The organism is Brenneria sp. L3-3C-1, assembly GCF_016456245.1.
Lineage (GTDB): Bacteria > Pseudomonadota > Gammaproteobacteria > Enterobacterales > Enterobacteriaceae > Brenneria.
The window spans coordinates 84,665-96,071 of record NZ_JAEMHF010000012.1 but is presented as its reverse complement, the minus strand read 5'-3'; the positions used below and the strand labels follow the sequence as shown (position 1 = coordinate 96,071).

Sequence of the window (11,407 nt, the reverse complement as noted above, 5' to 3'; positions counted from 1 at the left end):
AGCGTAGCGATACGTTGAGCTGACCAGTACTAATGACCCGAGAGGCTTAACCTTACAACACCGAAGGTGTTTTGGTGAGAGACGCAGAAGATAAATGATATTCAGCTTGTTTTGAGATTGGTTCTGATGGTTACAGAGAAAGCTGTAACGGTTGGAATAAAACAGATTTGCCTGGCGGCGATAGCGCGGTGGTCCCACCTGACCCCATGCCGAACTCAGCAGTGAAACGCCGTAGCGCCGATGGTAGTGTGGGGTCTCCCCATGTGAGAGTAGGGAACTGCCAGGCATCAAATTAAGAAGTTGCAGTGAAATCCTAGGGGCGGTTCTCTACTCGATAGAGAGTAGGAAAAAAGCCGCAGGCTTTTAAACGTTGCGGAGCAACGGCCCGAAGGGTGAACCATGAAATGGTTCATAAACTGCCAGGCATCAAATATTCAGGTGCGCTGATATGGCTCAGTTGGTAGAGCGCACCCTTGGTAAGGGTGAGGTCCCCAGTTCGACTCTGGGTATCAGCACCAGTAATTTAGGTTAACGTTTTCAGTTTAAAAAGAATTTACCTGGCGGCGATAGCGCGGTGGTCCCACCTGACCCCATGCCGAACTCAGCAGTGAAACGCCGTAGCGCCGATGGTAGTGTGGGGTCTCCCCATGTGAGAGTAGGGAACTGCCAGGTTTCAATTAAGACATAAGGCCAGCCTTTACAGGTTGGCCTTTTGTTTATCTTGTCTTTATAAAATTCGCCTGGAACAGCGGTAATATACTGTGCCGCATAGCAATTTTTCGGAATATAAACTGGAACAGCCTCGAGATGATTCGGCGCTGTTCAAGTTTATAAGGCCAGCCTTTACAGGTTGGCCTTTTGTTTATCTTGTCTTTATAAAATTCGCCTGGAACAGCGGTAATATACTGTGCCGCATAGCAATTTTTCGGAATATAAACTGGAACAGCCTCGAGATGATTCGGCGCTGTTCAAGTTTATAAGGGCGGGATTAAAGAATACGGCTGATCAGTCTGTCGATACGAATGCGGCGCAAACGTCGAATGAGCTTGCGGACTTTTACCGGATATTGCGCAATGCTTTCCAGTTCCATATAACTTGTGACGACCTGGGTATGGACTTTGATATTGTCCAACTCTTCCAATCGCTGTGCTAACAGAACCTGTTTGGGATCGTGAATTAATATGGCGTTTTCCAGATCCAGACGCCAGGCGCGAGGATTAAGGTTGTTTCCCGTCAGTAGCTGCCATTTATTATCAATCCACATACCTTTCAGGTGGAAACTGTTGTCGCCATCTTTCCACAAGCGAACGACGAGCTGCTGATTATCAATATAGCGCTGTAATCGGCTCAGGAACCGACGCAGGTTGATTTCATAGAGATAAGGCAGGGCGCCGATGATCTTGAATGGCTGATCTTCCGGAATATAAAAATCATTCGCGGTTTTATCACCGATGATGATTTCTACTTTCTTTCCTTCCCGTAATAACCGGATGATATTGCGAACCAGCAGAGCGGGCAGGTTAAAATAAGGTGTACACATCACCAGGTGCTCATCTGTGCAATACATCAGATGATGGATGGTTTTATTCAGTGGACTCTGTTTGCCTAACCCGACCAATGGCGTAACGGTCAGTTGATCGTTAACGTCGCCGCAGTCAGGCGTGTGATAGGTTGCCGTACGCAATGCCTGGCGGAATTGCCGGGTTTCGTTTTTGATTTCCAGGCTTTTAGGCCGATCGGTACGATCTAACCGGTTGATCGCCGGGGCCGACAGTATATTTTGAATATACTCGGCCATAGTATCAGCCAGTATTGGGTTATGAATTATCTGATAGCGATCATAGCGGTATTTATCGTGTTGATGCAGGTAGACATCGTTCAGGCTTGCTCCGCTGTAGATCACGGTGTCGTCAATGATAAAGCCTTTTAGATGCAGAACGCCCAGCGCCTCACGGGTGTTTACGGGGATACCGTAGATAGGGAAGCGCGTATCAGGATATTTCCGCGCCATATCGCAATACCAGTCGGCATTGGTATTTTCTGCCGCTGCGCCTATCCGCCCGCGTTGAGCGCGATGCCAGTCTACCAGGATACGGGTATCAAGTTCGGGATGCTGCCGTTTAGCCTCATATAACGCAGACAATATACCCATTCCGCCATCGTCATGCTCCAGATACAATGCCACAAGGTAAATACGTTTTCTGGCATTCAGAATGGCATTGACCAGCGCGGTGCGGAAGCGTTCAGGCGAATGAAGTGTCTGAACGTCATCAGCTGTCTGAGGGATTTTGGGTAATTGTGCAAGGTGTTGTTGGTATTTATTGCGTTTAAATTTTGACAACATCACAGTGCGTTTCTTCTCTCATCAGTTATGACCCGCAGGCCATCATCAAAAGTTAAGGAATTGCTGAATCGGCGATAATACCATTAGTTGCCTGCGGTTGTGAGCAAGTTTTGCCATTGACAGCCAGATCGTCTCTTGATGCGGGAGCTATATCACGTATGGTGATTAATTTTCCAGCGGTAGTTCCAGCGTGACGATCCCTTCTTCCAATTGGACGTCGACACTAAAGCCAAGTTTCTTCGCCAGCGTAATCATTCCCTGATTATGCGGCATGGTGATGCCATTCAGCCTCCCCAGCCCATGTAATCTGGCATACTGGATGAGCTTTTCCAACAGGCGCCGGCCCAGACCTAATCCCTTTAAATCGGAACGAACCAAAACGGCGAATTCAGCGCTGGTATTATCGGGATCGGAGATGGCTCGCGTAACGCCAATAATCTCCGCGCCTTCTTCCGACTGGCGTACGGCAACAAACGCCATTTCCCGATCGTAGTCAATCTGGGTCATATTGGCTAAGTCTTCGTGATTAAATTCATTAATTTCGCTGAAATAACGGTAATACAGGTCTTCCTTGGTGACTTTGGCGATAAATTTACTCAGCAAAGGTTCATCTTCGGGCAGGATAGGGCGGAATAGGCAGATAGCGTTGTTTTTAAGCGTGACGGTTTCTTCCAGCTCCTGCGGGTAAGGGCGGATAGCCAACCTTGACTGTGGATCTCCGCTAAACGGCGTCAGATGGAGAGTGACGTCCAGTAAGGTAAATTCATCCCCGGAGGCCAACAGAGGATGGATATCCAGCCGGGATATTTCCGGGCAATCGAGAATCAGGTTTGAAACCTGTACCAGTAAACGGCTGAGCGCCGGAATATCCAAAGGACGCAGCGCGCTGCGGCTACGAATTTTCCCCCCTTTTACCGCCTGCAACACCAGATAGCGGGCCAGCGTCATATTCAGCGGCGGCAGCGCCACGGCGGCCTGTTTCTCCCGCCATTCAACGCCGCCTTCCCCCAGCATGATTAACGGCCCAAATACCGGATCCTGTTCGACAGCGATCCGTAGCTCCTGAGCTCCGGCCCGGTTCGCCATGCTTTGTACCAACAGACCGTGAATGCGCGCTTGGGGATAGGTCTGTTTTACCCGATCGAGAATCGCATCGGCGGCCTGCTGAACTTCTCTGGCCGTTCGTAAGTAAAGCATGACGCCCTGAACTTCCGACTTATGGGGAATATCCGGCGAGCGTAGCTTAATGGCGACCGGATAGCCTATCTGCTCGGCGATGTATACCGCTTCAGTGCTGCCATTGGCGATCCAGGTTGGTAGGGTGTTTAAACCGTAAGCCTGTAGGATAGGCTGGACTTCATGAGTATCCAACTGAGTGACGCCATCGGCCAGTGCCTGGTGAATCAGCGTATGGGCCTGGCTGGCATTGACGGTTAAATCCTGCGGCAGCGCGGGGGTTTCCATCAGTTGCTTCTGGTTACGGCGATATTCAACGATGTGCATAAATGCCGTCACCGCGCCTTCCGGCGTGCGGTAGGTGGGGATGCCCGCCTCGTTGAATAAGCGGCGCGCTTCCTGTGACGAAAACTCGCCGCACCAGTTTGTCAGCAGCGTAATACGTTTGCCGCGCGGGTGTTGCCGGAAAAGCGTAATCAGTTGTTCGGCGCTTTCGGTGCCGGGTGCGGCGGCGCTGGGAGCATAAATGATAAGCAGCGCATCAATGTCATCGCTATCCAGTAAAACAGTAACCGCGGCCAGATAGGATGCGGTTGTTGCGTCTTCACGCAGATTAAGCGGGTTACCAATAGCGATGTGTCGCGGTAATTTTTCCCGCAGCATTTGCTGCGTGGTTTCACTGAGGATCGCCAGTTTTCCCTGTCTGCTCAGCAACCGATCGAGAGCCTGTGCCGCCGGCGCAGCGCCGTTGCTGACGAGCAGCAAACGCTCGCCACGCAACGGACGCAGATGGCTAAGGGTTTCCACTGCCGAAAACAGTTCATGCGTGTCACGTACCCGCAAGAGGCCCGCGCGTTGGATTGCGGCGTCGTAGGCGGCGTCTAATCCCTGATGCCGGCTGTTGAACAATTGTTGCGCCTGCTGGCTGCGTCCGCTTTTTATCACCAGAATCGGTTTGTTTCTTGAGGCGCTCCGGGCCGCCGAAAGGAAACGACGGGCATCGCTGATATGCTCGAGGTGTAACAGGATCGCGCTGGTTTTGCCATCGCGAGCCAGGAAATCCAGCAGGTCGTCAATATCAATATCCAGGCTGTCGCCCAATGCAATAAAATAGGAGAAGCCAATACCCCGCTGCTGCGCCCAGTCCAGAATCGTGTTGGATACGGCCGCGGATTGAGAAATAAACGCCAGTTTGCCTTTCATAATGGGAACGGGCGAAAAGCTGGCGTTAAGTCCCTGCCAGGGGGCGAGCAGCCCAAGACTGTTAGGGCCTAATAAACGCATGTGATAACGCACCGCACAGGCTTTTAATTCACTGAATTGAGCGGGCTGGGCCGATAAGATAATGACGGTTTTACAACCGCGCAGCCCGAGATCTTCCAGCAACGCCAGATTGCGCTCGGCGTTGGTACAGATAACCGCAAGATCGGGTGTCATGGGCAGGCTGGCGACATTCGGATAGGCCAGCACGCCGCAGACGGCGCGATATTTCGGGGTGATGGGGAGCACCGGCCCGTTGAAGTTCCCATCCAGCAAATTCCGCATCATCAGAAAACCCGCCCGTCCCGGTTTTTCTGACGCGCCCAGAACCGCTATCGACTTGGGACGTAATAGTGCTTCCAATCCGCGCTGGCTCATAAGTCACCTTTTTAGAAGAAGACGATTTGATACTAAACGTTTTCGGCGGTTTATGCTGTGATGATGGGTAGAATTTCCCGTAAGGTATGATGTGGCTTCCCGGCCAGATAGCGTTCGCGGAAGCGATCGAAATGAACGGAGAGCGACGCGGCGGCGGTATCGTCTCCGGCTTGTGCAAGCAGGGCTATCGCAATTTCAGCGGTGCAATGTTGTCCGGCGTGGCTGGCTTCCCGTAGTTGATAGCGGGAAAGCGCATCGACATTCAGTGACAGAATGGGTAATCCATCCAGATAGGGGCTTTTGCGGAACATTTTCCGCGCTTCCGGCCAGGTGCCGTCAAGCAAGACAAACAAAGGCGGTTTCCCCGAGGCGGGCAATTGGCGGAACACCTGACGCCCTGGTTCGGCGTCGTCGGCTAAAAAAACCAGATAAGGTTGATAGTCCGAATTTTTTAAGGCGGTGAGCAACTGCGGATCGGGCGATGTGCGGGACCAGAGAAATGCCTGCGTATCCGGCAGGATATCGGCGATCAATCGCCCGGTGTTGCTCGGTTTCAGCGGTTCGGTATCGAACATCACCAGACAGAAACGACTGTGGGAATCCTGCGGCCGGATGGTATGGCACAGACAGGCTGTAGCCGGCAGCAGGCAACGCTGACACCGTACCACACGGCAGCCGCGGGCGCGGAACGGTTTGGTTGATTGCTCAAGACGCTGCTGGCGCAGACGAAGAACGGCATTGTTGATCATGAAATATTGAGCATCTCAGCATTCTGCCAGGAGCCTGTTTACGACCTGCGGCTTTAGGGAATATCCGCAGAAACAGGCTCCGAAAGGCGTTATTCTAATCGAGATGCCGCCTGACCAAAAGGCGCGTTTACAGTGACTCGTCCAACCAGCTTTCAAAGGGGGCTTTAGGCAGCGCGCCGTTGAGCATGTCGACCAGTTGTCCTTGTTTAAACAGCATCAGTGTTGGAATCGTGCGGATGCGGAAACGCGCGTTGAGCGCAGGTTCCGATTCTGTATTAACTTTAATAAAGCGTATTTTTTCGCTGCGTTCCTGTGCGACACTTTCAAACACTGGCGCAAAGTTGACGCAGGGACCACACCATGGCGCCCAGAAGTCGACGACGACGGGCAGATCATCCAGTAGCAGTTTATCCAGTGTCGCTTCGGTGGCATTGATAACCTCGCCCGTGAACAGAGATTCTCCACAGCGGCCGCATTTTGCGTGGTCATTAATATGTTCTTCGGGCAGACGGTTTGTTGTGTGGCAAGATGCACATACCGTATTCATAACGAGGCCTCAGATAAAAAAGGGCTAAATAATGTGCTGTTGATGAAAACCGTTGCGGGTAGGCAATTAGATGTCGACAGCATGTTAAATAAATAGAGTATTACTTAAGCAATATGTTACTTATTGGTTGATTAAGTATGGCGGGCAGGTCAGTAGTCAACAACGTGGTTTACTCAATAGCTACGATAGTTTTTGGCTTTTATGACAAGCAGGTAGCTAAGCGGGTGTACATAAGGTAATCTTCGCGCCCAGCGCGTAGGTGGAGAGAACGATGAGCGATTCATTTAATAGTAAAAGCGGCAAAGTCCGCGTGATGTACGTCCGTAGCGATGACGAGGGCGATAAAGAGAATAAAAACAAACGTCCGGCAGATAAAGATCGTCGCAGTGAAAGCGGACGCGGTCAGCGTGAAGGCGGCAGTTCGCGGGATAGCCGCGGCAAACCTCAGAATCCGCGCGATAAGAACCCGCGTCATGCCCGCGAGAACCCTTCCCGTGAAGGCGATGCCCGTGAAAAAAGTCCGTGGGGCAAAGAGCGCAACGATCGCGGCGCTGAGCGCCCGCGTCGTCCTCGCAGCGAAGAGGGCGGCTATGCGGATTCACCGTGGAAGACCGTGTCTCGCCCTCCGAGTGAAGAGGCTGAACCCGATCATGGCGGTATCAGCGGTAAAAGCCAGATAGATCCCGCGCAGATCCGTCGTCAGCGTCAGGAAGAAACGCGCGTTTATGGTGAAAATGCCTGTCATGCGTTGTTTAAAAGTCGTCCGGACGCGATTGTTCGCGCCTGGTTTTTGCAGGAGGTTACGCCGCGTTTTCGTGAAGCGTTGCGCTGGATGGCGGCTAACCGCAAGGCTTATCATGTTGTTGAAGATGATGAACTGATCAAAGCGTCCGGCACTGAGCACCACGGCGGCGTTTGCTTCCTGATTAAAAAGCGTCAGGGGCTGGATGTGAGTGAATACCTGCAAACGGCCGGCGAAAGTGATTGCGTACTGGCATTGGAAGATGTGGGTAATCCGCATAACCTCGGCGGCATTATGCGAAGCTGTGCGCACTTTGGCGTGAACGGCGTGCTGGTTCAGGACGCGGCGTTGTTGGAGTCCGGGGCGGCGGTGCGTACCGCTGAAGGCGGCGCCGAGCATGTGAAAGCCATCAATGCCGATGATTTCCTCTCTGTGCTGGCCGAGTTCCGCAAGGCCGGGTACACCATCGTGACCACCTCCAGCCATAAAGGGACGGCGTTATCAAAAACCTCATTCCCGGCCAAAACCGTGATTGTTCTCGGGCAGGAAGGCGGCGGTCTGTCGGATAGCGCCTGGCAACAGGGCGACGTCAAGATCTCGATTGAAGGAACCGGTAAGGTTGAAAGCCTGAACATTTCAGTGGCGACGGGGATTTTGCTGTCCGAATGGTGGCGACAGAATCACGCCTGATAAAAGAAAAGTCGCTTACGCTAGGGTTGCGGGAGAAAGTCGATGCCGCGCCTTTAGCCGTAAATTTGCGATGATGAATATGGGATGTTCTTTGATGACACGGAAAAAATCAATTCACACAGCGACATCGTTGCTCCTCGGGGCGTTTTTTATCAGCGGCTGTACTCAGACGCCGCATGTTCCCGATACCGCTCGCTCGTCGTCCCAGGCCTGCCATATCGGAGATAGGCAGGTGCAAACCACGCTGTATTTCGGCCTCAATCGTCCTTCCGGCCCGCCGGTTTCCGATGCGGAATGGAAAGCCTTTGTGGATAACGACGTCACGCCGCGCTTTAAAGCCGGCTTGACCGTGTTCGACGCCAACGGACAGTGGTTAGGGCAGGATGGGAAGATTGTCCGGGAAAACAGTAAAGCGTTACTGCTTATCCATGGACCCGACCACGAAAACGACATAGAAACGCTGCGCACGCGCTACAAGGCGCGTTTTGCGCAGGAGTCCGTAATGCGGGTTGATGCGCCGGTTTGCGTCGCATTTTGATGTTTCCCGTCCCCCCCGTAGCGGGAGGGACGGAAAAAACTAGTGCGCGCCGCCGCCTTTACCACCTGAGGTGAACGGCGGACGCGCAAACCACACCAGCACCATCAGCACAAGAAATATTCCCGCCGCGGCCCAGAAGATTTCGTTGGCGGAAATAATCAATCCCTGTGCGGTAATTTCTTTAGCGATATACGCCGAGGCCTGCGACTGGCTCATTCCCAGCGCCTGTAGCTGCTGATAGGTTTCCTGAGCTAGCGGATTATAAGGCGTCACCGATTCCGCGAGGTGCTCATGGTGTAGTGATTCACGCTGCGCCCATAATGTGGTGGTGATGGAGGTGCCGATAGAGCCCGCCAGCGTCCGGGTAAAATTGGACAAACTGGACGCCGCCGCCATGCGTTCCGGCGGGAGACCGGATAACGTAATGGTGGTCAGCGGCATAAAGAAACAGGCTACGGCAATTCCCTGTACAAACTGCGGCCACGCGGAGGCGCCAAAGTCCATTCCCGGTTCAAAAGTGTAAGCGCGCCAGTAAAAACAGACGGCATACATAATGAAGCTGAATGTGACCAGTTGACGCATATCCAGACGCGGGGCGAAGCGACCGATAATCGGCGACAACAGCACGGGCATCAAGCCGACGGGCGCGGAAGCCAGTCCCGCCCAGGTTGCGGTGTAGCCAAAGACCGTCTGTAATAGCTGCGGCAACAGAACGATCGCGCCGAAATAAAACATATAGGCCAGGCTGAGGCACAAACAGCCAATGGTGAAGTTGCGGGATTTAAACAGGGACAAATCCACCACCGGGTGGTCGTCGGTCAACTCCCAGACGATCAAAAACGCCAGTGATATGACGGCAACCACCGTGAGGACAATAATCTCACGGGAGTTAAACCAGTCCAGTTCTTTCCCCCGATCCAGCATCATCTGGAGACTGCCGATACCGACAATCAACAATGCCAGACCGATGGTGTCAATGGGCTTGATTTCGGTTTTAGTTTCCCGCCCGCGCAAGGTTTGCAGGGTAATGATCACGACCGCCACACCCAGCGGAACGTTGATAAAGAATATCCAGCCCCAGTGGTAATTATCGCTAATCCAGCCCCCCAGAATCGGCCCGCAAATCGGGGCGACCACCACGGTCATGGACCACAGCGCCAGCGCGATGCTGCGCTTGGCGGGCGGGTAATTATTGAGCAACAGGCTTTGCGACAGCGGGATCAGCGGTCCGGCGACAATCCCCTGTAGCACGCGGGCGAAAATCAACATCTCCAGACTGGTGGAAACGCCGCACAGCCAGGAGGTGAAGGCAAATAAAATGGTAGACAACAGGAAAAGACGGACTTCCCCGAAGCGTTTGGCCAGCCAGCCGGTGATGGGAATAGAGATGGCGTTGGCAACCCCGAAAGAGGTGATTACCCAGGTTCCCTGCGAATTGGACGCCCCCAGGTTACCGGCAATCGTCGGGATGGCCACGTTGGCGATTGTGGAGTCCAGAACCTGCATAAATGTCGCCAATGATAAAGCAACAGTCATCCAGGCCAGGCTGGCGCCCTTAAGCGGTGTTCTCTGCACGCTGCTCTCCTGACAGATTAACCGGCATTAGCCTGAATGATGTCGCCAATCATCTGGTTGACCGGGGCGAGATCCAACGCCAGCGCGTCGCTTTGATAAGCCGGCGTGCTGCGCGAGGTTTCGGCCAGCGCTTTACCCTCGGTATTCGCGGTATCTACGTTAACCAAGGCGGACAGGCCGATACGCAAGGGATGTTCGGCAATCTGCTGTGGATCCAGCTCAATACGCACAGGCAAACGTTGCACGACCTTTATCCAGTTACCGGTGGCATTCTGGGCCGGGAGCAGTGAAAACGCGCTGCCGGTGCCCATATCCAGACCGACGACTTTGCCTTGATAAACCACATCATCACCATAGATATCGGAAATGACGGTTGCTGGTTGACCAATGCGCATATTGGCCAACTGGGTTTCTTTAAAGTTGGCGTCAACCCACAGATGATCGGCGGGCACAACGGCCATTAGCGCCGAGGTGGCGGAAATTCTGGCGCCGACCTGAACGCTGCGGCGTGAAATATAGCCATTTACCGGGCTGACGATTTTTGTCCGTTGCAACGCCAGCCAGGCGTCACGCATTTCCGCCGCCGCCTGTTGTACCGCGGGTTGCTGCTCTAACGGCGTGTTCAGGATCATGGCCTGATTGGCCTGATACTGTTGTTTGGCGACCTCCAGAGACGCTCTGGCGCCCGCTACGGCATCCCGTGCGTGCTGGACTTCTTCACGACCGATGGCATTCGCGTTGCCCAGTGTTTCACGACGGTTTAAGTCGCTCAGGGCTTTATTCAGCTCGGTCTGACGTAATTCAATATTGGCCTGATACTGTTTGCTGTTAATAATGAGCTGATGCGTTTGGCGCACGCTGCTGGCGAGTGCGGTCTTGGCGCGTTCAAAGGCTTGTTGCGCATCGGTCGGATCCAGTTCGACCAGCACGTCGCCTTGTGTAACAAAATCAGTATTGTCAACATTCACGCGCGTGACGCTGCCTGTCACCTGCGCCATAACCTGAATTTGATTACCGGCGACATACGCATCATCCGTGTGCTGGTGATGTCTGAGGATCAGGAACCAGTAAATAAACCAGATGCAGCCGAGGACGATAAAGATAAAGGTCAGTAGCATCAGTATCCGTTTGCGCTGTCTTTTCTTGTTTTTCCGTACTGGCAGTGGGGCCTGATTTTCTACGTTTTCACTCATTGTGTTCTCTCTCTTCTTATTCTTTTCTTACCTGGCATCAAGATATTTTTGTTCCTGACAACAACGCCGTCATGGATGGCGATGTCGAATCGCTCCGCAGGTGACACATCGGTAGTTCTCAGGTGACCGACCGGTAGTGATATTCAACCGCGACGCATCGTTAAGCGACGGCATGACCGGCTACTGAAAAGTAAACGGCATTGTCCGTGGTAAAC

8 protein-coding genes, 1 tRNA gene and 2 rRNA genes are annotated in these 11,407 nt (G+C 53.1%); 5 read left to right on the top strand and 6 right to left on the bottom strand.

Annotated elements, in window-relative coordinates; translation table 11 throughout:
* Positions 1-170: 170 nt before the first annotated feature.
* The 3 genes from rrf (JG725_RS18580) to rrf (JG725_RS18570) all read left to right on the top strand — a co-directional run bounded on the left by rrf (JG725_RS18580) (position 171) and on the right by rrf (JG725_RS18570) (position 672).
* Positions 171-286: ribosomal RNA gene (gene rrf, locus JG725_RS18580) — 5S ribosomal RNA — on the top strand.
* Positions 287-442: 156 nt separating this feature from the next.
* Positions 443-518: transfer RNA gene (locus tag JG725_RS18575), tRNA-Thr, on the top strand.
* Between the two features lie 38 nt (positions 519-556).
* Positions 557-672, top strand: a 5S ribosomal RNA gene (gene rrf / locus JG725_RS18570).
* 316 nt (positions 673-988) lie between these two features.
* Here rrf (JG725_RS18570) and pssA read toward each other — a convergent pair.
* The 4 genes from pssA to trxC all read right to left on the bottom strand — a co-directional run bounded on the left by pssA (position 989) and on the right by trxC (position 6,454).
* A complete protein-coding gene (gene pssA / locus JG725_RS18565; RefSeq protein ID WP_172291642.1) occupies positions 989-2,344 on the bottom strand; it encodes a CDP-diacylglycerol--serine O-phosphatidyltransferase in 1,356 nt (451 codons plus the stop codon).
* A 165-nt stretch (positions 2,345-2,509) separates the two neighbouring features.
* Complete coding sequence (locus tag JG725_RS18560; protein ID WP_199379346.1) at positions 2,510-5,158, bottom strand: bifunctional acetate--CoA ligase family protein/GNAT family N-acetyltransferase; 2,649 nt, start codon at positions 5,156-5,158, stop codon at positions 2,510-2,512.
* Between the two features lie 50 nt (positions 5,159-5,208).
* Positions 5,209-5,907 carry a tRNA-uridine aminocarboxypropyltransferase gene (locus JG725_RS18555; RefSeq protein ID WP_199379344.1) on the bottom strand — a complete coding sequence of 233 codons (699 nt, stop codon included), beginning with the start codon at positions 5,905-5,907 and terminating at the stop codon, positions 5,209-5,211.
* Between the two features lie 127 nt (positions 5,908-6,034).
* Positions 6,035-6,454: a thioredoxin TrxC gene (gene trxC / locus JG725_RS18550; RefSeq protein WP_172291645.1), complete on the bottom strand. Its 420-nt coding sequence runs from the start codon at positions 6,452-6,454 to the stop codon at positions 6,035-6,037.
* A gap of 271 nt (positions 6,455-6,725) precedes the next feature.
* On the opposite strand from trxC, the gene JG725_RS18545 reads away from it, so the two are divergent.
* Positions 6,726-7,886 (top strand): tRNA/rRNA methyltransferase, encoded by a 1,161-nt coding sequence (locus tag JG725_RS18545; protein ID WP_199379342.1) that lies wholly within the window; start codon positions 6,726-6,728, stop codon positions 7,884-7,886.
* 94 nt (positions 7,887-7,980) lie between these two features.
* Positions 7,981-8,424 carry a DUF3574 domain-containing protein gene (locus JG725_RS18540; protein ID WP_199379340.1) on the top strand — a complete coding sequence of 148 codons (444 nt, stop codon included), beginning with the start codon at positions 7,981-7,983 and terminating at the stop codon, positions 8,422-8,424.
* Between the two features lie 39 nt (positions 8,425-8,463).
* Here the strand turns inward: JG725_RS18540 and emrB are convergent, their stop codons facing one another.
* The gene (gene emrB / locus JG725_RS18535) at positions 8,464-9,999 is read right to left on the bottom strand and encodes a multidrug efflux MFS transporter permease subunit EmrB (RefSeq protein WP_172291648.1); all 1,536 of its coding nucleotides are present in this window, start codon (positions 9,997-9,999) and stop codon (positions 8,464-8,466) included.
* A gap of 17 nt (positions 10,000-10,016) precedes the next feature.
* Complete coding sequence (gene emrA, locus JG725_RS18530) at positions 10,017-11,192, bottom strand: multidrug efflux MFS transporter periplasmic adaptor subunit EmrA (RefSeq protein WP_172291649.1); 1,176 nt, start codon at positions 11,190-11,192, stop codon at positions 10,017-10,019.
* Positions 11,193-11,407: the final 215 nt, after the last annotated feature.